The 20,646-nt window shown below is 55.3% G+C and carries 21 protein-coding genes, 2 tRNA genes, 1 other RNA gene and 1 pseudogene; 21 read left to right on the top strand and 4 right to left on the bottom strand.

What is annotated here, in order from left to right; translation table 11 throughout:
* Positions 1 to 49: 49 nt before the first annotated feature.
* The 9 genes from H4V98_RS13020 to H4V98_RS12980 all read left to right on the top strand — a co-directional run bounded on the left by H4V98_RS13020 (position 50) and on the right by H4V98_RS12980 (position 7,051).
* Positions 50 to 928, top strand: coding sequence for an alpha/beta hydrolase (locus tag H4V98_RS13020; RefSeq protein ID WP_196863742.1), 879 nt, complete (start codon positions 50 to 52; stop codon positions 926 to 928).
* Between the two features lie 16 nt (positions 929 to 944).
* Positions 945 to 2,039 (top strand): tartrate dehydrogenase, encoded by a 1,095-nt coding sequence (locus H4V98_RS13015; RefSeq protein ID WP_196863741.1) that lies wholly within the window; start codon positions 945 to 947, stop codon positions 2,037 to 2,039.
* 246 nt (positions 2,040 to 2,285) lie between these two features.
* On the top strand, positions 2,286 to 2,558 hold the full coding sequence (locus tag H4V98_RS13010; RefSeq protein ID WP_011801034.1) for an HU family DNA-binding protein: 273 nt from the start codon (positions 2,286 to 2,288) through the stop codon (positions 2,556 to 2,558).
* Positions 2,559 to 2,576: 18 nt separating this feature from the next.
* Positions 2,577 to 2,652 (top strand) — tRNA-Val (locus tag H4V98_RS13005).
* A 78-nt stretch (positions 2,653 to 2,730) separates the two neighbouring features.
* Entirely contained in the window at positions 2,731 to 4,665 is a 1,935-nt protein-coding gene (locus tag H4V98_RS13000) for a SurA N-terminal domain-containing protein (protein ID WP_196863740.1), read from the top strand.
* Between the two features lie 36 nt (positions 4,666 to 4,701).
* A tRNA-His gene (locus tag H4V98_RS12995) sits at positions 4,702 to 4,777 on the top strand.
* A gap of 751 nt (positions 4,778 to 5,528) precedes the next feature.
* On the top strand, positions 5,529 to 6,008 hold the full coding sequence (locus H4V98_RS12990; RefSeq protein WP_196865144.1) for a helix-turn-helix domain-containing protein: 480 nt from the start codon (positions 5,529 to 5,531) through the stop codon (positions 6,006 to 6,008).
* The gene (locus H4V98_RS12985; protein ID WP_196865145.1) at positions 5,992 to 6,657 is read left to right on the top strand and encodes an IS630 family transposase; all 666 of its coding nucleotides are present in this window, start codon (positions 5,992 to 5,994) and stop codon (positions 6,655 to 6,657) included. The genes H4V98_RS12990 and H4V98_RS12985 overlap by 17 nt, the downstream gene beginning before the upstream one ends.
* A gap of 112 nt (positions 6,658 to 6,769) precedes the next feature.
* Positions 6,770 to 7,051: a hypothetical protein gene (locus tag H4V98_RS12980; RefSeq protein WP_196863739.1), complete on the top strand. Its 282-nt coding sequence runs from the start codon at positions 6,770 to 6,772 to the stop codon at positions 7,049 to 7,051.
* Between the two features lie 77 nt (positions 7,052 to 7,128).
* Here H4V98_RS12980 and ffs read toward each other — a convergent pair.
* Positions 7,129 to 7,225: signal recognition particle sRNA small type (gene ffs / locus H4V98_RS12975), an RNA gene on the bottom strand.
* 238 nt (positions 7,226 to 7,463) lie between these two features.
* On the opposite strand from ffs, the gene H4V98_RS12970 reads away from it, so the two are divergent.
* The 7 genes from H4V98_RS12970 (at position 7,464) to H4V98_RS12940 (ending at position 13,275) form a co-directional block, all read left to right on the top strand.
* The gene (locus H4V98_RS12970) at positions 7,464 to 8,231 is read left to right on the top strand and encodes a ParA family protein (RefSeq protein ID WP_196863738.1); all 768 of its coding nucleotides are present in this window, start codon (positions 7,464 to 7,466) and stop codon (positions 8,229 to 8,231) included.
* Positions 8,232 to 8,324: 93 nt separating this feature from the next.
* Positions 8,325 to 10,172, top strand: coding sequence for a DNA polymerase III subunit gamma/tau (gene dnaX, locus H4V98_RS12965; protein WP_196863737.1), 1,848 nt, complete (start codon positions 8,325 to 8,327; stop codon positions 10,170 to 10,172).
* A gap of 74 nt (positions 10,173 to 10,246) precedes the next feature.
* Positions 10,247 to 10,579, top strand: coding sequence for a YbaB/EbfC family nucleoid-associated protein (locus H4V98_RS12960; protein ID WP_196863736.1), 333 nt, complete (start codon positions 10,247 to 10,249; stop codon positions 10,577 to 10,579).
* 87 nt (positions 10,580 to 10,666) lie between these two features.
* Positions 10,667 to 11,290 carry a recombination mediator RecR gene (recR, locus tag H4V98_RS12955; RefSeq protein WP_196863735.1) on the top strand — a complete coding sequence of 208 codons (624 nt, stop codon included), beginning with the start codon at positions 10,667 to 10,669 and terminating at the stop codon, positions 11,288 to 11,290.
* A gap of 49 nt (positions 11,291 to 11,339) precedes the next feature.
* On the top strand, positions 11,340 to 11,753 hold the full coding sequence (locus H4V98_RS12950) for an MAPEG family protein (RefSeq protein WP_196863734.1): 414 nt from the start codon (positions 11,340 to 11,342) through the stop codon (positions 11,751 to 11,753).
* A gap of 138 nt (positions 11,754 to 11,891) precedes the next feature.
* Positions 11,892 to 12,941: an ABC transporter substrate-binding protein gene (locus tag H4V98_RS12945; RefSeq protein WP_196863733.1), complete on the top strand. Its 1,050-nt coding sequence runs from the start codon at positions 11,892 to 11,894 to the stop codon at positions 12,939 to 12,941.
* Positions 12,942 to 13,122: 181 nt separating this feature from the next.
* Positions 13,123 to 13,275 carry a DUF3096 domain-containing protein gene (locus H4V98_RS12940; RefSeq protein WP_196863732.1) on the top strand — a complete coding sequence of 51 codons (153 nt, stop codon included), beginning with the start codon at positions 13,123 to 13,125 and terminating at the stop codon, positions 13,273 to 13,275.
* A 36-nt stretch (positions 13,276 to 13,311) separates the two neighbouring features.
* On the opposite strand, the gene H4V98_RS12935 is transcribed toward H4V98_RS12940, so the two are convergent.
* A complete protein-coding gene (locus H4V98_RS12935; protein WP_196863731.1) occupies positions 13,312 to 14,796 on the bottom strand; it encodes a transglycosylase SLT domain-containing protein in 1,485 nt (494 codons plus the stop codon).
* Between the two features lie 89 nt (positions 14,797 to 14,885).
* Positions 14,886 to 15,080, bottom strand: a complete 195-nt coding sequence (locus tag H4V98_RS12930; protein WP_196868285.1) for a hydroxyacylglutathione hydrolase C-terminal domain-containing protein — start codon at positions 15,078 to 15,080, stop codon at positions 14,886 to 14,888.
* A gap of 222 nt (positions 15,081 to 15,302) precedes the next feature.
* On the opposite strand from H4V98_RS12930, the gene H4V98_RS12925 reads away from it, so the two are divergent.
* The 4 genes and pseudogenes from H4V98_RS12925 (at position 15,303) to H4V98_RS12910 (ending at position 19,817) form a co-directional block, all read left to right on the top strand.
* Positions 15,303 to 16,139: a class I SAM-dependent methyltransferase gene (locus H4V98_RS12925; RefSeq protein WP_196863728.1), complete on the top strand. Its 837-nt coding sequence runs from the start codon at positions 15,303 to 15,305 to the stop codon at positions 16,137 to 16,139.
* 52 nt (positions 16,140 to 16,191) lie between these two features.
* Entirely contained in the window at positions 16,192 to 16,674 is a 483-nt protein-coding gene (gene rnhA / locus H4V98_RS12920; RefSeq protein WP_196863727.1) for a ribonuclease HI, read from the top strand.
* A 364-nt stretch (positions 16,675 to 17,038) separates the two neighbouring features.
* Positions 17,039 to 19,188: pseudogene (locus H4V98_RS12915) on the top strand (efflux RND transporter permease subunit).
* Between the two features lie 251 nt (positions 19,189 to 19,439).
* Positions 19,440 to 19,817 carry a hypothetical protein gene (locus H4V98_RS12910; RefSeq protein WP_196863726.1) on the top strand — a complete coding sequence of 126 codons (378 nt, stop codon included), beginning with the start codon at positions 19,440 to 19,442 and terminating at the stop codon, positions 19,815 to 19,817.
* On the opposite strand, the gene H4V98_RS12905 is transcribed toward H4V98_RS12910, so the two are convergent.
* Positions 19,778 to 19,993 (bottom strand): hypothetical protein, encoded by a 216-nt coding sequence (locus H4V98_RS12905; protein WP_196863725.1) that lies wholly within the window; start codon positions 19,991 to 19,993, stop codon positions 19,778 to 19,780. The two genes, H4V98_RS12910 and H4V98_RS12905, sit on opposite strands and share 40 nt — an antisense overlap.
* Positions 19,994 to 20,225: 232 nt before the next feature.
* Between H4V98_RS12905 and H4V98_RS12900 the strand changes: the two genes are divergently transcribed.
* A complete protein-coding gene (locus H4V98_RS12900) occupies positions 20,226 to 20,633 on the top strand; it encodes a hypothetical protein (RefSeq protein WP_196863724.1) in 408 nt (135 codons plus the stop codon).
* The last annotated feature ends 13 nt before the right edge of the window (positions 20,634 to 20,646 follow it).

Genomic DNA, 20,646 nt, shown 5'->3' with positions numbered 1-20,646 from the left:
TTCATTCTGGTTGTTGCATATGCAGACGGTTAAAACTTGAGGTCGATCGATGTTTGAAGATTTCGTTGCCAGTGACATAGTTGGGCCAGCCGGAATCCTGCACACGTTGCGGGGTGGGTCCGGTGCTCCGCTACTGCTGATGCACGGGCATCCGCAAACGCATGTGATGTGGCATGCCGTGGCCGATGCGCTGGCAAAGAAATTCACCGTGGTGTTGATGGATTTGCGCGGCTACGGCGATTCGGTTCGCGCGCCTGCCGATGCGGAACACAAGGCGTATTCCAAGCGCGCTATGGCGCTTGATGCCATGGCTGTGATGCATCACCACGGATTTATGCAATTCCAGGTGCTGGCCCATGACCGGGGCGCCCGGGTGGCGCACCGACTGGCGGCAGACCATCCTGAGGCGGTTCTACGGTTGATGTTACTCGATGTTGCGCCCACCTTGGGAATGTATGACAACACTTCAGACGCTTTTGCCCGCGCTTACTGGCACTGGTTTTTCCTGATCCAGCCGTCGCCATTGCCCGAGGCGCTGATCGATTCGGATCCTGTTCGCTATCTCCGCAGCGTGATGGGCCAGCGGCATGCGGGACTCGCAGCTTTTGCGCCTGGCGCATGGGCTGAATACGAGCGCTGCGCGAAGATTCCGGGCACAGGCCTGAGCATTTGCGAAGACTACCGCGCTGCGGCGACGATTGACCTCGTGCATGACCGTGCCGACGTGGCTGCAGGCCTGAAATTGAGGCAGCCGCTTCGCGTTCTCTGGGCCGAGCATGGCGCGGTTGGCCGGTATTTTGACGTCATGCATCTGTGGCGGGAACGTGCCAGTGATGTATCCGGAGCAAGCATTGCGAGCGGGCACTACATCGCGGAAGAGGCGCCTGAACAAGTGCTGGCGCAGGCGCTTGAGTTTTTCGAAAACTGAATCAAAGGAAATCACCATGGGTAAAAAAAGAATCGCCGTCATCGCAGGGGACGGCATCGGCAAGGAAGTGATGCCTGAAGGCATTCGCGTGTTGGAAGCCGCAGCGGTCAAGTACGGCATTGACCTGCAGTTCGACCACTTCGATTTTTCCAGCTGGGACTATTTTGAAAAGCACGGAAAAATGCTGCCCGACGACTGGAAAGACCAGATTGGCGGACACGATGCCGTTTATTTTGGCGCGGTGGGCTGGCCCGACAAGATTGCCGACCATGTGTCGCTCTGGGGTTCGCTGCTGATGTTTCGGCGCGAATTTGACCAGTACATCAACCTGCGGCCTGCACGTCTGATGCCCGGCATCATTGCGCCGGTCGTGCGGCGCGATGGCAGCCCGCGTCAGCCCGGAGAGATTGATTTCTACATCGTCCGCGAAAACACCGAAGGCGAATATTCCAGCATCGGCGGCAGGGCATTTCCCGGAACCGAACGGGAGTTTGTGCTGCAAGAGTCGGTATTTACACGCATCGGCGTTGATCGGGTACTGAAGTTTGCCTTTGAGTTGGCTCAAACCCGACCCAAAAAACACCTGACGAGCGCAACCAAATCCAACGGTATTTCAATTTCGATGCCTTATTGGGATGAACGTGTCGCTGAAATGGCCAAAAACTATCCGGCAATTCAGCTCGACAAGTTTCACATCGACATCCTGACGGCGCATTTTGTACAACGACCAGACTTTTTCGACGTGGTCGTGGCCAGCAATCTGTTTGGAGACATCCTGAGCGATCTGGGCCCTGCTTGCACAGGCACCATTGGCATTGCGCCCAGTGCCAACCTCAATCCGGAGCGCAAATTTCCGTCGTTGTTCGAGCCGGTCCATGGCTCGGCGCCAGACATTGCCGGGCGCGGTATCGCCAATCCGATCGGTCAGATCTGGTGCGGCGCCATGATGCTGGAATTCCTGGGACACAAGGACGCGCATGACGGCATTCTTTCCGCCATTGAACAGGTTCTTGGTACCCAGAGCGGGGCACCACGTACACCCGATCTGGGGGGACAGGCCAGTACGACGGATGTCGGCAAAGCCATCGCGCAAGTTTTAGCCAAAGGCTAAATCGGATTTTGTCAAGCGTGGAAATTAAAGCGCTTGCTTCGCAAGACAATCAGAAGTTATCAAAACAAAGCTAGAATTCCGCTCCAGAGCTTAAATACTTGCCTCAAGTTGACAGCTTGGATGTCCATGGTTTTAATGGACTAATAAACCAAATTGTCCTGTTGTCCCCAACACCGCATTACCGCGGGTTGCGAAAACAGGTATCAAGCCAACCAGACCAACCGATCAAATAATGAGGTGCTTTTTGTGAACAAGACTGAATTGATTGAGCACATTGCGCAGAATGCCGACATTTCCAAGGCTGCGGCCACCCGTGCTTTGGAGTCAACTATTAGTGCGGTAAAGGCAACCCTTAAAAAAGGAGGCTCGGTGTCTCTGGTGGGTTTTGGTACTTTTGCCGTCGGCAAACGCGCAGCCCGGACGGGTCGCAATCCCCGGACTGGCGATGCGATTAAAATCAAGGCAGCCAAGGTTCCAAAATTCCGTCCAGGCAAAGCGCTCAAAGATGCGTTGAACTGATGTAATATTTTCAAAGTGGGGTGCTTAGCTCAGTTGGTAGAGCAGCGCCTTTACACGGCGTAGGTCGGCGGTTCGAGTCCGTCAGCACCCACCACCCACTAAAAAAAGGCGAACCAGAGTTCGCCTTTTTTTTTGTTGAGCCCGTTTGGGCCATCACACAGGAAATTCGAAGATGTTTGATTTCATTCGCAAGCACACCAAATGGACAATGGCATTGCTGTTTTTATTGATCGTGCCTTCGTTCATATTGGTTGGCATGAACAGCAACCATTCTGCTGAAAAAGGACGTGTGGTGGCCAAGGTAGATGGAACCGAGATTACCCAGCCTGAATGGGATCGGGCGCATCTCAGCGAAGTTGACCGTTTGCGTGCTTCAATGCCGACACTTGATGCCAAGCTGCTGGATACACCTGAAGCACGCTATGCCACGCTAGAACGAATGGTTCGTGACCGTGTTGTTGCCGTAGCAGCTGAAAAGCTCAAACTTTCCACCAGCAACCAGCATCTTGCACGGGAATTGCAAAGCAGTCCAGAGATCGCTGCCTTGCGTCGTGCCGACGGCTCGCTTGACATGGAGCGTTATCGTCAGTTGCTCGGCGCCCAGGGTTTAAGCCCTGAGATGTTTGAAGCCAACGTCAGGTCCGACTTGTCCCGGCGACAGGTACTGGCCGGTGTATCGGGCAGCGGCCTGACTTCCAGCGTGGCGGCTGACCTTGCATTGAACGCCTTTTTCGAAAAGCGAGAGATCCAGCTTGCCCGATTCAACGCAGCTGATTACGCTTCAAAGCTCAGCCCTTCAGACGCGGATATCGAGCAGTTCTACAAAGCCAATGAAAAACTTTTTCAAGCGCCCGAACAAGCCAGTATTGAGTATGTTGTGCTTGACTTGGACACGGTGACCAAGGGAATAGCCGTCAATGACGCTGACCTCAAGACATATTACGAGCAGAACGCCAAGCAGTTGAGTAGTACAGAAGAACGCCGTGCCAGCCACATCTTGATTACCGCTCCCGTTACCGCGTCAGCAGCTCAGCGCGAAGAAGCAAAAGCAAAAGCTGAGGCTTTGCTCGCAGCTATTCGAAAAGCCCCTGATACCTTTGCCGAAGTGGCTCGAAAAAACTCGCAGGATCCAGGCTCTGCGGCTGGCGGTGGCGATCTCGACTTCTTTGGCAAGGGCGCCATGGTCAAGCCATTTGAAGACGCTGCTTTTTCGATGCAAAAGGGTGACATCAGCGATGTGGTTGCATCTGATTTTGGGTACCACATCATCAAGCTGACCGATATCAAAGTCCCCAAGCAACGCAGTTTCGAAGAAATGAAGCCGATGCTTGAAGCCGACCTGAAAAAGCAGCAGGCACAAAAGAAGTTTTCCGAAACCGCTGAAGCTTTCTCAAACGCCGTGTATGAGCAGTCAGACAGCTTGAAACCGGTAGCTGATCGTTTAAAACTCGAGATCAAAACTGCGGCAACTGTATTGCGCCAACCCGCTTCAGGCGTAAGCGGTCCGTTGGGCAATGCGAAGTTTCTCAATGCGCTTTTCTCACCTGATGCAATCGAGAAAAAACGCAATACTGAAGCTGTTGAGGTGGGCTCCAACCAGTTGGTGTCAGGACGCATCGTCCAGTACACCCCGGCACGAACCTTGCCCTTGGCAGAAGTAAAAGGCAGTGTGCGTCAGCGCTGGCTTGCACAGCATGGGGCAGAAGAAGCGCGCAAAGATGGGATTGCCAAGCTTGCGGCCTGGAAGGCGTCACCCGCTGCCGCCACACTGGCCTCGCCGATATTTGTGTCGCGTGAGCAGAGCCAGCAGTTGCCTGCACCGCTTGTTGATGCGGCGATGCGTGCGGATACGAGCGTTTTACCCTCTTTTGTAGGCGTTGACTCGGGAGTTCAGGGCTATGCAATCGTCAAAATCAACAAGGTCGTGCCGCGTGACCGACCGGCTGAAACTGCAGCCTTGCAGGAACGCAATCAGTATGGCCAGCAATGGGCTTCTGCTGAAACGCTGGCTTACTACAACGGTCTGAAAGATCGATTCAAAGCAGAAATATTGGTTACCAAGCCCGCACTTGGACTACAAAATCCGGAAGCTGCTGCAAGCAGGTAATTCAAGCTGTCTTTGCCGCTATAATCTGTTTCTCCGGTGGCTGTAGCTCAGTTGGTAGAGTCCAGGATTGTGATTCCTGTTGTCGTGGGTTCGAGCCCCATCAGCCACCCCAGTATTTATAATGAAACCATGCTATTGAAAATATAGCATGGTTTTTTCTTGCTTATACGATGTAAGAGCGGACGTAAAACGATTGTTGGAATCAAGTTCAAGTGCCAGTTATTTAAGCTATGGAGCCATTCCATGGCGCCAGCCAATTAGACGATGATGACAAAGCGGTTATCCAGCTTTTCATAGCGCGTTGCTACTTTTCATTAGACGGCGCTCTCAAGTCCAAGTGCAACACGGCGACAGTTTATTGGAAAATCGGTTCGCAGTTCTCAAAACTGGCCAGCCAGGCGCTGTTAGCCCCATGCGGCGCGCACCAGTCGAGCGTTTTTCAGGGACGCCCATTCATTAGCTCGGCAATCCCATCGAACTGCTCCTGGCTGTAGCTTGACAAGTCCATTGCTTTGGGCAGGAACTGGCGACCTAAACATCGATGGTCTCGTTGCTGCGTCTTTGCCAAGAACTGTGTGGGTCATAAAAACCCACGGAAATGCCTGTATTGCCGCTGATCTGGGCATGCTAAGCCATCCCCCTGCCTATGTCATAGGTCTTCGTCTTGCGCATGGATTGCGCGAGCGTCCTGTTCAAACGGCTGTCTTGAATCTGGGGTCCACTTTAGAGGCTGCAGCATATGAAACGGATTGTTGAACTAGTAGACAGTCAACCTGATTCGTTAATTAAAGTCTAAATTTTTCTGCTGGGTTACTTTTGCCAGTTTTGTGGGCGATATTCTCCGAAACCACTTGGAGACGGCCATGCCACGAATCACATCGCCTAACAGAATCGAACTCAGCGATGACGAGCAAGAGCATCTTTTCGCCATCATCCACAAGGGCGTCAACAGCGCTCGCGTGATCACCCGCGCGCGTATCTTGACCAAACTTGCCAAAGGCCACTTCAATCAAGATATCTGCCTAGCCTTGGATGTCTCGTTACCTACCGTTTTAAAAATCCGAAAGCGTCTCGCTGAAGGCGGCTTGGAGGCCGCGTTGGGTGAGTTGCCCCGCCCGGGCTCCAAACCCAAGCTTGACGCCAAGCAAGCGGCGATGATTACGGCGATCGCCTGCTCAAAAGCACCCGATGGGCACGACCACTGGACCTTACGCCTGCTGGGCTCGAAAATCGTGGAACTCGGCTTTGCCCAGTCATACAGCCATGAAGGCGTGCGCCAGCTTTTAAAAAAGCGAACTCAAGCCGTGGCAAAAGCAGGAGTGGTGCATCGCAAAAGTCGATGAAGAGTTCGTCGCTTGCATGGAGGACGTCATTGAAATTTACGGACTCCCGCTCCACGAGAAAAATCCAGTGGTGTGTTTCGATGAAAGCCCGTTTCAGCTACTGCGGGAGGTACGCGAGGCGATGCCGGGGGCACCAGGACGGCCCCGGCGCGAGGATTGCGAATACGAGCGCTGCGGCGTGGCAGAAGTGATGATGATCTGCCAGCCAGCGGCTGGGCTGCGCAAATGCCTGGTGATGGAGCATCGCAAAAAGACTGATTTCGCCGCCGTGTGCAAGGAGCTTGACGGGATGTTTCCCAAAGCCCAGAAGATCACGCTGGTCTGCGACAACTTGAACACGCACACCAAGGGTGCGCTCTACACCACATTTGCGCCAGAAGAGGCACGCCGACTGGCCAAGAAAATCGAGATCAGGCACACGCCCAAGCATGGCTCATGGCTCAACATCGCCGAGCTGGAGTTTGCAGTCCTGGGCCGCACGGTCTTCAAGAAGAGGATCTCCGATAAAGAGCAATTGCAACGCGAACTTGATGCGATCTGTGCGCACAGAAATGCTGAGGCCAAACCAATACGCTGGCAATTCAACTTAAGCAAGGCACGCCAAAAAATGGCTTGGGTCTATCCGCACGCAGACAACGAATCAGGTTGACTGTCTACTAGTGGGTTGTAAAAGCTACGTTAATCTGTATTTTTTATCCTCGATTAATATCCACATGCGTTGTCAGCTATCGTGATTGACATAAAAAAGACAAAGGTATTACATGATCGTTCGTTTTCATATCGATCCGATGGAACAAGACCTGTATGAATACAGTGTTAGCTACGAAGGGGAAATGCTGTACTCAGATGTGGGCCTCGGTTCTGTGGAGGACTGTATCGTCGCTGCGACAGAAGGTCTTGACCAAGAGGCAGTGGCTGCCGAAATAGCCTACAAGGGAATCATCAGTGGAACTTATGCGCTAGCGTCATTGGCGTTGATGTCCGAGCAGATTGCCAGCCATGCGCTGCAGACAACGCTTGCGATCGAAGAGGTCAGTGAGTAAGGCTATTGCGGCCGTTGCGCGAACTGTCGATACAGTGTGTATGGCTTGCTTTTAAAAGCAATGCGCCGAAGAAATTAGGTGACGGACCTTGACCCCGGCACTGGCTCCGCAGTTAGGGCTGCTTGGTTCCCCATCTGACCCGGTTGGCCGCTTTACCATGCGGGAAGGCCCGTCGTCTTTGATTATAGGGGCGAGGGCTTGGCCCTTTGGCACACGCGGAGAATTTTCAGAAAAAACGTACCTGCAGCTTCGTCTATTCCTCATGCATTAGTCCCGGGAAAAGCTGCAGAATGCCTTTTTGCATTTGGCAGACCTTCGACTTGAATTGCTGCCTGTGCAAGCACCACTCCTTCAAGCCCAAGGCATCGCAGGCACAATCGATCATTCACTATTGCCGCACAAGGAAGCCTTCATGCCACGCGTCGTTTTCAATCAAAAAGGGGGTGTTGGCAAGTCCACCATCACCTGCAATCTGGCCGCCATCAGCGCGAGCCAGGGTTTACGCACGCTTGTTGTCGATCTGGACCCGCAGGGCAACTCCAGTGCTTATCTGATGGGTAAAACGGCCACTGGTGATCTACCGGACGTGGGCGGATTTTTTGAAAATACCCTGAGCTTCAGTTTGCGTACCGTTTCGCCGGCCGAATTCATAGTTGCCACTCCGCATGAAAGGCTGGACTTGATGCCCTCCAGCCCAAAGCTTGACGAATTGCAAGCTAAGCTGGAGTCCCGGCACAAAATCTTCAAGCTGCGTGAGGCACTGCAGCAACTGTCCGGCAACTACGACCGGATTTACATTGACACACCGCCAGCGCTCAATTTTTACACCCGTTCGGCGCTCATCGCGGCTCGCACCTGCCTGATTCCCTTTGACTGCGACGACTTCTCACGCAAGGCCTTGTATACCTTGCTTGAAAATGTCCAGGAAATCCAGGCGGATCACAACGCCGGGCTGGTGGTGGAAGGCATTGTGGTCAACCAGTTCCAGCCTCGCGCCAATTTGCCGCAACGAATTGTCAATGAACTGATAGAGGAGGGATTGCCTGTGTTGCATCCTTACCTGCCGGCTTCCATCAGAATTCGCGAGTCGCACGAACAATCGCTGCCGATGATCTACATGGACCCCAGCCATAAGCTGACCCAGGCGCTGGTGGAGCTGCATGCCGCGCTTGAACCCTGAGCTTTCAGTCTTCCAGAAAACAGGGGTCGCCCACCTAATCCCCCGCAAGCAAGCTGCGGTTCAGGCACTGCCTAGCCAATTTAGAATGAGTTCATGTCCTATCTAGTGCTCGCCCGCAAATACCGGCCCAAGAATTTTTCTGAAATGGTGGGTCAGTCGCACGTCGTGCAGGCTCTTGGCAATGCGCTGGGCACCGGGCGTTTACACCATGCCTATATGTTTACAGGCACACGGGGCGTCGGCAAGACCACGGTGTCGCGCATCCTGGCCAAGTCGCTGAATTGCACCGGTGTTGACGGGCAAGGCGGCATTACTGCCGAACCCTGTGGTGTGTGCAATGCCTGCCTTGACATCGACAGTGGACGCTTCGTCGACTACACCGAACTCGACGCCGCGTCCAATCGCGGTGTCGATGAAATTGCACAACTGCTTGAACAGGCAGTGTACAAACCGGTGGTCGGCCGTTTCAAGGTCTTCATGATCGACGAGGTCCACATGCTGACAAACACGGCCTTCAATGCCATGCTCAAGACGCTGGAAGAGCCGCCCGACTACCTCAAGTTCGTACTGGCCACGACCGATCCACAAAAAGTACCTGCTACGGTGCTGTCGCGCTGCCTGCAGTTTAATTTGCGGCCAATGGCGCCTGAGACGGTACTCGAGCATCTGGTGCATGTGCTGGCCATTGAAAATGTTCCTGCCGAGCCGCAAGCTCTGCGCCTGTTGTCGCGCGCCGCGCGCGGCTCGATGCGCGATGCACTGTCGCTGACCGACCAGGCGATTGCATTTGGCTCGGGTCGGCTTGACGAGGCCAGCGTGCGTGTCATGCTGGGCAGCGTCGACCGTAGCTATGTGTTTCGCCTGCTCGATGCGCTGGCGCGTAACGATGGACGCACGGTGGTTGAAACTTCCGAAGTACTGCGCCTGAATGGCCTGAGCGCGGCCTCGACGCTTGAAGAAATGGCCACTGTGCTGCAGCGCATGGCGGTGCTGCAGTCTGTTCCCGGCATCGGTGCTGGCGATGACGACACCGATCCTGAGATTGTTGAAACCGCCCGGCTGGCCCATGCCATGCCTGCCGACGAAACCCAGCTGCTCTACAGCCTGTGCCTGCATGGACGCGGTGAACTGGGTCTGGCGCCTGATGAATATGCGGGGCTGACGATGGTGCTGCTTCGCCTGTTGGCTTTTAAACCGTCAGGCTCTGTTGTTCAGGCGACTGCCGGGGCGCAGTCTGCCGCCATCAGGATTGCACCGGGGAGTGCCGTCGAGCCGGTAAAAAAGTCGCTGCCTGATCAAGTCGCGGCGCCTGCTGTCAGCGACTTTCATGCGGTACAAGTCGAGGCGGAGCCCGTAGTGCAACTGGCAGACCCGTATCAGGCCTTGCCCACCCGAGAGGCACCAGCACTGGCGCTGACGTCGGCTTATGAGCAAAATATAGCGTCTGCGCATATAGACAGTGCGCCGAGCGCTATGAATAGTAAACCGTTCGCTGAGGCTGCGCCAACACCCAAGCAGCCACCGGAAAATATTGCAACAGAAGGCGCTTCCCTTGACGATGTATGGGAACAGATCGTCAATCAGTTGGTGTCAGCGGAATCTATTGCAGCCCTGACGCGTGAACTGGCGTTGCAGTCGCAGTTGTGCAGCCGCCGGGAAAGCCTCTGGACGCTGCGCGTCGAACGCGAGTCATTGAACCAGGCGGCGGCGCGTGAAAAGCTGAAGGTTGCGCTTCAGACGATATTGGCCGATCCTGCGCTCCAGTTGGCCGTCGAATTGGGCGAAGTGAACGACACGCCGGCGCGCCGGAACAGTGCAGCGTTGGCCGGGCGTCAGCGTACTGCAGAGCTGTTGATTCAAAACGACCCCTTTGTGCAGGACATGATCCGCGAATGGGGCGCCCGGATTGTTCCTGGCAGTATCAAGAGCGTTTTGTCCTGAGCCGGTCTGCGCTTTGACACCTTCAGCCGATATGATCAACGACAGTTTCAGCAACCCTATCCAAAGGAAAAAACATGTTCAACAAAGGACAACTCGCAGGCCTCATGAAGCAGGCACAGGCCATGCAGGACAACCTGAAAAAAGCCCAGGACGACCTGGCGTTTGTCGAAGTCACGGCCGACGCCGGCGCCGGACTGGTGAAAGTCACCATGACGTGCAAGCATGACGTCAAGCGTATCGAGATCGATCCCAGCCTGCTGGCAGAAGACAAGGACATGCTTGAAGACCTGGTGGCCGCCGCCTTCAATGCTGCCGTTCGCAAGGCCGAGGAAGTCAGCCAGGAAAAAATGGGCAAGCTCACGGCGGGCATGCCAGCGCTGCCAGGCGGCATGAAGTTTCCTTTTTAATTTATTGGAGGGCAGTCCGACGCAGGCGCATGTCTTTTTGTCTCTCTATCCCCTGCTGATTTATACCCGTATTGACGAATGCAGTAAATGAACATAAACGCCCTTGACGGCCTGTCCCAGGCATTGCGCAAACTTCCAGGCGTAGGTGCCAAGTCGGCAGCACGCATGGCCTTTCACCTGCTGCAGCACGACAAGTCTGGCGCTTTGCAGATTGCGCGCGCACTGGACCACGCAGTTCAAAGCATTGGGCACTGCGCGTTGTGCAACACCCTGACCGAGCAGGAGGTTTGTGTGACCTGCGCTGATACGCAGCGCGACCGCTCCAAGCTTTGCGTTGTGGAAACACCGGCCGATCAAGCGGCGCTTGAGCGAACGCTTGCCTATCGGGGCCTGTATTTTGTGCTGATGGGCAAGCTTAGCCCGCTGGACGGCATAGGCCCGAACGACATCGGCCTGCAAAAATTATTTGATCGTGTGGCGCCCCGAAATGACAACGGAGAACTTTTGCCGACTGCTGACCGTGAAGTTCAGGAAGTTATTTTGGCGACCAATTTCACTGCCGAAGGGGAAGCCACAGCGCATGTAATTGGCCAGGCGCTTAAAAGCCGCGGCATGCAAGTCACACGTTTGGCGCGCGGCGTACCGGTGGGCAGCGAACTGGAATATGTAGACTTGGGAACAATTGCCCACGCATTGACCGATCGGCGATGAGCTTGCGGACAGCCTGAACCGTTGTCAGGAAGAAAAAATAAGGTTTTTCATGACGCTCGAATATTTCACGATCGCTTACTGGTGCATTCTGGTGGCGTCCTTGCTGCCTATCATCTGCGCCGGCATTGCCAAATATGGATTGATGCGAACCGCTCCTGAAAAAGGCGGCTACGACAACAACAATCCCCGGTCCTGGCTGGCAAGTCAGACGGACTGGCGGGCACGGGCCAATGCAGCACAGGCCAACACCTTTGAGGCTAACCCTTTCTTTTTTGCCGCAGTCATCATTGCCCAACAGCTGCAGGCCAGCCAGGTTCTGCTCAACAGTCTTGCCGTACTGTATGTTGCACTGCGTGTCGTCTACATCGCGCTTTATGTCGGCAACAAGGCCAATGCGCGCTCCATCATTTGGGCGCTGTCCTTTTTCATTAACATAGGCATTCTTTTTTCTGGTTTTCGCTGACTCGTTTGAACTTTCTGATTCACTTTTTACAACATAAATAGTTTTTTGTTACATTCATACACGGGATGATCCTGATGCGGAATTCTTTCGGGCTCGATATGCTGAAACGCATGGTTACAGAGCAGAAAGAAATTTGGAATGGAACGTTTCCCTCGCATCTCCCGTCGGCTATTTACTGGCACCAGCGTGCTGGCGGCGGCAACACTTTGTTGGCCTGCACTACATGCACAAGGTCAGCCTGAAATTAGAAAAATCACAATCTCGGTGGACAACAAGGCCGCTTTGTCCAGCCTGCCCCTGACCATTTCCGAGCATCTTGGTTACTTTCGGGTTGAAGGCCTTGTCGTTGAAATTAACAACTATGAAAGCGGAGCCCAAGCAGTGCATGCGCTGACAGGAAAATCGGCTGATATCTGTTTGGCAGGTTTCGAGCACATTATTCACCTGCAGGCAGCTCAGCAGATGGTTCAGTCGATTGTGCTGCTCGGCAGGGCATCTCAGATTGCCTTTGGGATTTCGACACGAAGTCTTTCGCGTTACAAATCAATTGCGGAATTGAAGGGCAGGAAAATAGGCGTTATCGCATTGAAAAGCGCAAGTACCCTGATGGCTTCCATGGTGTTAGCCCAAGGCGGTTTGAGCGCCAGTGATGTCAGCTTTTTGGAAGTTGGCGAGTTGGAAGGCGCATTGGCTGCGCTGCGCTCTGGTCAAGTGGATGCCATTAGCCACACTGACCCGCTCATGACCATTCTGGAGCAAAAAGGGGAGGTCCGGATCATCAGCGACGCCCGCACCCTCAAGGGTACAGCTGAATTGTTTGGCGGCCCCATGCCAGCGGCCTGCCTGTTTGCGCAACATGACTTCATCCGGAAAAATCCCAATACATGCCAGGCACTGGCCAATGGCATGGTGCATGGCCTGAAGTGGCTTCAGACGGCTGGACCGGGAGATATCATCAAAACCGTTCCCGAAAACTACTTGCTGGGTGACCGTGGGCTGTACATCGCCTCTTTCAACAAGGTACGAGAATCCATTTCCCTGGATGGCATCCTTGCCGACGAAGCACCGCGCACTGCATTAAAGGCGATTGCCGGTTTTGACGCGAGCATTAGAGCCAGCAAAGTTGACTTGTCGAAGACGTACACCAACTCATTTGCACAGCGGGCCAAAGAGCGTTTCAAGGCTTGAATCCAAACCCTGTGAGAATAATGGATCGTGTACAAACGGTTTGCCAGCACGCTTGCAATCAATACATGTCGTCCTGCAACTTGCATCAACTTGATTGTCTAGCGTAGCGATTGAGTTGTTCGTACATTCCCGCTTCAGGCCGATACGGAACCTTCAATCCATAAATATCAAGAGAGTATCCATGAATCTTCACATGAACATTGGTCCGATCGTGGCGCTGATAGCAGGTATTTTGATCCTGCTGATCCCACGTCTTCTGAACTATATCGTCGCCGTCTACCTGATTGTCATTGGTCTGATTGGCCTGTTTGGAACCGGCTCGTTGCGGATTTGACATGGCCAGACTGGCTGCCCCTCAATCATCGGTGATTTACTTTCTTTTTGACTTGACCACTGCCTTGCCAGTGTCGCGCCTGACGGCCTGAACCGCAGTTTTTGACCTTGATCCGCTAGGCTTGCCAACCGCATTTTTGGCCAGTCCGCGTGCGGTGATGGGCAGATGCAGAACTATTTGCTGGCCCCGCTTGAAGGCTGTCTGAATATTGACATTGTTCCAGCTGGCAACGCTGGATTCAGCCACGTTATACCGACTGGCAATGCTCGTAACAGACTCGCCTTTGCGAGCCCTGACCGTCGTACGGCGCGTGGTGATTTCAGGCGCCAGCGAAACTTGGGCATTGTCCGCCACCTGGCTGCTGACGTCGTTGTCCATCCGGGCAGGGCGCGGCACGAGCAGCGTCGAGCCTGCCTTGATAAGCATGCGAGGCGGAATATTGTTCATGCTGCGCAGATCGGATTCGTTCATTCCGGTGTGCCGTGCCGCTTCCGTAACGTTCATGGTGCTGGGCGCTGTCCAAGCGGTCCAGCTGGCATATTGGCCTTGGGTGTAGGCGTCGAAGTTGCGCTGAAATACCAATGCGTTGTCCCAAGGCAGCAAGATTTGCGGCGTTCCCGATGCCAGGATGACAGGGCGGCGGGCAGAAGGGTTGAGCGCTTTGAAAACATCGATTTCAACATCGGCCAGCCGTGCCGCCAGGGCGACGTCAATATCTCGCGTGATCTGCACCTGCTGAAAATACGGGTGGTTCTCAATCAGCGGCAGTTCTGTATTGAACGCCTGTGGATTGGCAACAATATTTTTTACCGCTTGAAGCTTGGGTACATAAAGGCGTGTTTCTGCCGGCATGTTGAGCTCGTCGTAAGTTGTTCCCAGCCCTGCTTTCTGATTTTTTGCAATGGCCCGGCCGACGCTTCCTTCGCCCCAGTTGTAAGCGGCCAATGCCAAGTGCCAGTCGCCAAACATGCCATGGAGTTTTTGCAGATAGTCGAGCGCTGCGCGCGTCGATGCCAGCACGTCGCGACGGTCATCTCTGAAATTATTTTGTTTGAGGTCGAAATATTTTCCGGTAGCGGGCATGAATTGCCACATGCCAGCTGCCTTGGCGCTGGATACCGCCTGCGGATTAAAGGCGCTTTCAATGAAGGGAAGCAGGGCCAACTCGGTCGGCATTTGCCGGCGCTCCAGTTCTTCGACGATGTGAAACAGGTATTTGCTGGAGCGCTCGGTCATGCGCTGGATGTAATCAGGGCGGCTGGCGTACCACTGCTCGCGGTCTGTCACCAGTTCGTTTTGCAAGTCGGGCATTGCAAATCCTTTGCGAATCCGGTCCCATAGTTCCTTGGGCGGCTCGGTGGAGGCAATAGGGAAGGAATTTACCTGGCCGGGTGTGATGGCGCGCAATGGGCCGGTTGGAATCCTCTGGCCCGGGATGGTTCCGGGCCCGGTAGACAGCACCGGGTCGTCCGGCAGGCCTGGCGGCTGCGTGGCGCAACCTGCCAGAACAACCAATGCCATCAGGAACGCAAGTGAAACCAGCCGAAAGCGCTGGAAGGAAAAACAGGATGAAGCAAAAAAGGAAAGCTGGGCGGTTCGAGGGACAGATGTCATTTGAATTGGTTTTTCCATTGCCGCAGGGCAGAAAATACAGTGCTGTCGTCATGGGTTGACGCATCAAGGTGGTGAACGGCGGTCATGGTGTCGGTTTCGCGCGTTCGTAAAAAAGTATTGATCAGGACTTCCAGTCTGATGGTACAGGGCAGGCTTGCTCTGTTTGCGCAACTGGCGGCAATGCTTTTCACAAGTATCCAATTCCGCATTATCAGGCTCAAAGGCAAGCTCAAAACGCAAGTTGGCTACCATGTACTTGTGTGCGCAGCAGACACGTGTTTCGCCGGCAATGCACCAAGCTTGTCATCGATGCCAGCATATGCGCTGGAGCTGCTTTAAACAGATAGACGTAACTCACTGAAAAAATTGTCGACAAATGCGGAAACAGGAATCAAAAACATGCAGCGGTTTCGATGAATTCAGAAATTACAGGATTGACAGAGTGGCTTGATACCCCGCCGGGGGCCTATTTGCTCGCTTGGGAACGTTCCCTCTTTGATCTGGCTGTGAGTGATATTTTTGGCTACCATGCTCTGCAACTGGGGTTTCCTGAGCTTGATGCGTTGCAAGCCAACCGCATGCCGCACAAATGGGTGGCCCTAGATGCCTTCGAAAAACAGACCTTACCCCTTCCTTCAAAAAGCAGACCGAATAATCGGACAGGGCCTGAGTCGATTAGTTCCCCACGCGCTGCCTTGTATGCCGATTCGGCAGCGCTGCCGTTTCCCGAAAGCAGCCTGGATTTGGTGGTTCTGCCGCACACACTGGAGCTTGGCATTGACCCGCATTCCACCTTGCGCGAGGTGGCGCGCGTTCTCGTACCTGATGGGCGGGTGGTCATAAGCGGCTTCAATCCGGCCAGTCTCTGGGGGTTGCGCCAGCAACGTGGTCACTTTTACCAGCGTTTTGGATACGAGGGACTTTTTTTGCCGGATGCTGGCGAATACATTGGCTATTGGCGGCTTCGCGATTGGCTCAGGCTGCTCGACTTCGAGGTGGAATCGGCTCAGTTTGGTTGCTATCGCCCTGCGCTGAAAAGTCAGCATTGGCTGGACCGGTTTAACTGGATGGACCGCGCCGGAAAACGCTGGTGGCCGATCTTTGGGGCGGTCTATTTTCTGGTGGCCGTCAAGCGTGTGCGCGGCATGCGCTTGTTGGAGCCTGACTGGAAAACACGCAAATCACCAGTGTCTGCTCCTGCCATCGTGGCCAGCAGGAAGCCCGCCGGCTGGGTCAAAATAAGCGACTGAGATTTTCCCAATTTTTAAACCCACCAGGCATTCCTGGCACCACAAGTAGTCCATGACCGATTTAGCAGCAGAGCCACACGTTCCCAGTCAACACATCGTGATTTACACCGACGGTGCCTGCAAGGGCAACCCCGGGCCTGGTGGCTGGGGTGCCTTGCTGTCAGGAAGCGGTACCGAGAAAGAAATTTTCGGTGGCGAGATGGAAACGACCAACAACCGCATGGAGATGACCGCTGTCATCGAGGCCCTTGCGGCCCTGAAAAGACCTTGCAATGTGACCCTTTACCTTGACAGCCAGTATGTACTCAAGGGCATCACCGAGTGGATTCATGGCTGGAAAGCCCGGGGCTGGCGCACGGCGGCAAAGGCACCCGTCAAGAATGTCGATTTGTGGCAGCGGCTGGATGCGCTGATGGTGTCCAGTGGGCACACCATTGATTGGCGTTGGGTCAGGGGTCACAACGGCGATCCGGGCAACGAACGCGCTGATGCGCTGGCCAACAAGGGCGTGGAACGCGCACTAGGACGCATTTGATGCAGCCCGGCGCCAGAGCCCTGACGCGTCTGGCTTTGCAAAAAATTCGCCTTTGGGCCAGAGCGTTGGTGAGCGGCGGTTTCAAGCTCGGTTAATTCCAGCGTGTACCCTGCGTTTTTCCATCCTTCCTGCTACATACATTTGCGATTTCTTTTCTGTCAGGTTAACTTTCTACTCCCTCCCACCATGGCATCAAAAGCAATTTATACCGTGATTGCCGTTGCAGGCAGCATCATGCCGACTTCAGGCATATCTCCTGCCGTGCATAAACCAGCCACCACTGCCATCCGCAATCCGGGCTGAGTCCTGGCTTTTGCCCGAGTTTTCGTGACCAACGCCGGACTGCCGCATGTAACTCGCTGAAATATCCATCCGCCGCCCGGTGTTCGCCACCGTGCTGTCGCTGCTCATTGTGCTGGTCGGTGCGGTCAGCTTCAACCGGCTGACGGTGCGTAAATATCCCAAGATCGACGAGCCGGTCGTCACCGTGAGTGTTCGCTATGCCGGCGCCTCGGCCGAAGTCATCGAGTCGCAAGTGACCAAGCCGCTGGAAGACTCGATTGCCGGCATCGACGGCGTGGATGTCATCACCTCGTTCCGCCGCGCTGACCAAGGGCAGATCAGTGAGCGCTTCCGGTTGGAGAAAGACGCCGATTCGGCTGCCGCCGAGGTGCGCGACCGCACCTCCGGGGTGCGCAACAAGCTCCCGCAGGCGATTGAAGAGCCAGTAATCGCCAAGGTCGAAGCCGACGCGTTTCCGGTCATCCAGCTGGCGTTTTCCAGCGAATCCCTGACGCCGCTGCAAATCAACGACCTGGTCAACCGCATCGTCAAGCCGCGCCTGCAAACCGTCACTGGCGTGGCCGACGTGCGTATTTTCGGCGAACGCAAGTACGCCATGCGCATCTGGCTGGACACCGACAAGCTGGCCTCCTACCGACTGACGACGCAGGATGTCGAGTACGCGATTCGCCGCAGCAACCTGGAACTGCCCGCAGGCCGCATTGAGTCGCAACAGCGTGAATTCAGCGTGACATCGCAAACCAGCCTGCTCAAGCCGGTGCAGTTTGGCGCGATCGTGATCAAGACCGTGAACGGGTTTTCAGTCAGGGTTCGCGATGTGGCGCGGGTCGAGGAAGGCGCGGCTGACGAACGCACCGTCGTCCGGCTGAATGGCCGCCCGGCCGTCGGCGTGGGCGTGATCCGCCAGGCCACGGCCAATCCGCTTGATTCGTCCAAAGGCGTGAAGGCCGCCATTCCCCAGCTCAAGGCAGTCCTGCCGCCCGATGTGCTGATCGACATTGCCAACGACAACTCGGTGTTCATCGATCGCTCGGTCAAGAACGTGTACCAGACCATCTTCGAGGCCGTCCTGCTGGTCGCGCTGGCGCTGGCCATCGGCCTGGTGGTCAATGACGCCATTGTGATGCTGGAAAACATCTTTCGCCATATCGAGGAGGGCATGGACCCGTTTTCCGCCGGCTTGCCAAAAACCCCGGCATCGTCTCGCCCGACGTGGACCTGCGGCTGAACAAGCCTGAACTGCGCATCGATGTGGAGCGCGACAAGGCAGCCGACCTGGGGGTGAGTGTTGAAGTCGTGGCCAAGGCTATTGAAACGCTGCTTGGCGGTCGCAACATGACCCGCTACAAGCGCGGTGCCGAGCAATACGACGTGGTGGTGCAAACAGCCGCCAGCGGCCGCACCACACCCGAAGACATTGACCGTATTTACGTGCGCGGCCGCAATGACGCCATGATCCCGCTTTCCAGCCTGGTCAAGGTAACCGAAAGCGTGTCGCCGCGCGAGCTGAACCATTTTGACCAACGCCGTTCAGTGTCCATCACTGCCAGTTTGGCGGCTGATTCTTCGCCGGGTGAAGCGCTTGTATTCATGGACCAGACGGCCGCCAAAGTTTTGAAGTCCGGATACAGCACCGACCTGAACGGCACGTCAAGGGAATTCAGGAATTCGCAAGGGGCCCTGGTGATTGTGTTCGTGCTGGCGCTAGTATTCATTTTCCTGTTGCTGGCCGCACAGTTCGAGAGCTTAGTCGATCCGCTGGTGATCATGCTGTCGGTGCCACTGTCGATGATTGGCGCATTGCTGGCGCTCAAGTGGAGCGGCGGCTCGCTCAATGTCTATTCGCCGATCGGGTTGATCACGCTGGTTGGCCTCATCACGAAGCACGGCATCTTGATTGTCGAGTTCACAAACCTGCTGCGCATGCAGGGCATGGAGATGATCGATGCGCTGGTGAAAGCATCTTCGCAGCGGTTGCGCCCCATCTTGATGACCACCGGCGCCATGGTGCTGGGCGCATTGCCGCTGGCGCTGGCTTCAGGCGCCGGGGCTGAAAGCCGTACCCAGATTGGCTGGGTCATCGTGGGGGGCATGTCGCTGGGCACGCTGCTGACCGTGTTTGTGGTGCCAACGATGTATGCGCTGTTTGCCCGTTCTTCGGTGCCCGGCGCGAAAACTGCCGAGGTGCGGGAGGCGCCTGCCGGGCAATAGCCGCTGGCTGGCAAATAAAGATGTCAAAAGTAATGATTTCCCGTCATTCGTTCCCGCATTGGCGGGAAGCCAGCCACACGGACTGAAGCGCTCAAGTGTTTGCCAATATCACCCGAGGCACTCAAACGGTTGACCCCGATTTTCTTCTGGACTTTTGGGCCTGCGTACAGTGGTGAAGCACTGCTTTTGCTCAAATACATCCACGGCGCAATCTTGCGCTGGCTTGGCGTTAAAACAAGAGGGTGAAAATAATGAAACTGCTGATCTGGGGCGTGACCGGTTTTTTTGCGTTGTTGTGGACCGGTGCCGCTTCCATGCTGGCGGCTGCTCTCAACTGGCTGGCCGCCTCGTCCGCTGATCCGGCAATTCGCGGCGCTCAGGCCATGGCGCAGTGGCCCTTGCCCGACTGGCTGGCCGCGTGGATGCCGCCCGGCGTCATTGAGCCGCTGAAGGCCAGTATCAGCGAACTGATGGATTCCGTGGTCACGGCCACCAGCTGGATCGTGCCAATGCTGGGCTGGCTGTCGCCGCTGGTCTGGGTCATCTGGGGAGTGGTGCTGGTGCTAATGCTGGTGTTGGCCGGCGGCTTTCATATTCTGTCGGCGCGCAATTCCCGCCCGGCGGCCTGAAGCAATACCGGTTTCAAATGGCGCCAGCTGCCATTGATTTGAAAGGACAGGTAGCGATGCGCCGGAACGCCGCGTTGCCAGGCTACTTCATAATCGCCTTGGTGTAGTTTGCCGCGCACCATGCCCATGTCGATCAACTGGCTCTTATGTAGAGGCCGGCTGATTTTCACCAACAAGAATCAATTTTTTCAGAGTCGAAATTTCAAACGACAAGGGTTTGAAAAATTGACTTGATGCAGTTATTTTTTTCAAATCAGTGCAATCATTCGCAAAGTTGTAAAACAAACTTCGCTGCTGCAAGGTCAAGCAAGGGCCTGCCTGTTTGCTTCGGAAATGGAATTACACTGCCTCACCGCCATCTCCAATGCCATGCATCCCCTTGTTCGCCACGCCTGCCCATCAGGCCCTATGACCTCAAACCGTCGCAACCGTTTTGCCACGGTAGTGTTTGCGTTGGCGAGTCTGTTGTTCATGCATTTCGCCGTGGCCGCCTATTCTTGCCCTGGCGGTCTGGCGATGGGCATCAAGGCGGCGGAGATCACCATCACGACGCAGGTTGACATGCCTTGCGCCGAATCCATGGCGTTCACCATGGATGACGAGCAACCCAGCCTGTGCCATGCGCATTGCCAGGCCAGCCAGCAGAGTACCGACAAATACCAGGTGCCTGGAATCGCAACTCTGGCTGATCTGGGAACCGACTTCCCGCTGCCCCGCGTTGTCCCCACACCCATGGGTGCGGCGCTGCAAGCACCGCTTCTCAGGCGCACCACCGTGCCGCCTTTGACCGTGCGCAACTGCTGCTTTCGTATTTAAATCCTCCAGCTCC

The sequence above is a fragment of the Polaromonas sp. CG_23.6 genome, assembly GCF_029892315.1.
Lineage (GTDB): Bacteria > Pseudomonadota > Gammaproteobacteria > Burkholderiales > Burkholderiaceae_C > Polaromonas.
Note: the sequence above shows the minus strand (reverse complement) of the source record. Positions and strands in the feature narration are given on the sequence as shown.